At 54.6% G+C, this 1,192-nt stretch carries 1 protein-coding gene; it reads left to right on the forward strand.

Annotated elements, in window-relative coordinates; genetic code table 11:
- Window positions 1-70: 70 nt before the first annotated feature.
- Window positions 71-1,048 carry an IS5 family transposase gene (locus TU74_RS22915; protein ID WP_008374339.1) on the forward strand — a complete coding sequence of 326 codons (978 nt, stop codon included), beginning with the start codon at window positions 71-73 and terminating at the stop codon, window positions 1,046-1,048.
- The last annotated feature ends 144 nt before the right edge of the window (window positions 1,049-1,192 follow it).

Genomic DNA, 1,192 nt, shown 5'->3' on the forward strand with positions numbered 1-1,192 from the left:
GGAAACTCTGAAAAAGGCTTCCAGATTTGGTGAAATACCCGCCTCACAGGAATCGAACGGTTGAGTCCCGATGAAACAGATGTCCTTCGCCGATGCTGAGTACGCCGGCAAACGTAAGCAGACCCGCCGTGAGCGCTTCCTGATCGAGATGGATCAGGTCGTGCCCTGGAAGGGCTTGATTGCCTTGATCGAGCCGCATTATCCGAAAGGTGAAGGCGGTCGTCCGGCGTATCCGTTGCTGGCCATGTTGCGGGTTCATCTGATGCAGAACTGGTTCGGCTACAGCGATCCGGCGATGGAAGAATCACTCTATGAAACGACGATTCTGCGCCAGTTCGCGGGGCTGCATCTGGATCGAATTCCCGATGAAACCACGATCCTCAACTTCCGGCGCCTGCTGGAAAAACATGAGTTGGCGGGCGGGATCTTGCAGGTCATCAACGGCTATCTGGGTGACCGTGGCTTGATGCTGCGCCAAGGCACGGTGGTCGATGCGACGATCATTCATGCCCCGAGTTCGACCAAGAACAAGGACGGCAAGCGCGACCCGGAAATGCATCAGACGAAAAAAGGAAATCAGTACTTTTTTGGTATGAAAGCGCACATCGGCGTCGATGCCGAATCCGGCTTGGTGCACAGCCTGGTGGGCACGGCGGCGAATGTGGCGGACGTGACTCAGGTCGATCAGTTGTTGCATGGTGAGGAAACTTACGTGTGCGGCGATGCGGGTTATACCGGTGTGGAGAAGCGTGCTGAGCATCAGAACCGCACGATGATTTGGTCGATTGCCGCGCGTCCCAGCAGCTATAGAAAGCACGGAAAAAAGAGTTTGATCGGGCGTATGCGACGCAAGATCGAATACGCCAAAGCGCAGGTGCGGGCCAAGGTTGAACATCCCTTTCGCGTGATCAAGCGCCAGTTTGGCTACACGAAAGTACGCTTTCGTGGCTTGTCGAAAAACATCGCCCAACAGACAACCTTGTTCGCATTGTCGAACCTGTGGATGGTGCGAAAACGGTTGTTGAATGCGGGAGAGGTGCGTCTGTAATGCGGGCTGATCGCCCTGAAACAGCACGATCAGAGGAAAGAGCCGTGAATTAAAGACAAGAAGGGTCTGTTTTTCGGCCGACTTGGATTTTTTGAACCTCAAGCAGCGAGGGCCTCAAAAATCGGTGGGTACTTCAGACCTTCC

It is taken from the genome of Pseudomonas lundensis (assembly GCF_001042985.1).
GTDB classification, from domain to species: domain Bacteria; phylum Pseudomonadota; class Gammaproteobacteria; order Pseudomonadales; family Pseudomonadaceae; genus Aquipseudomonas; species Aquipseudomonas lundensis.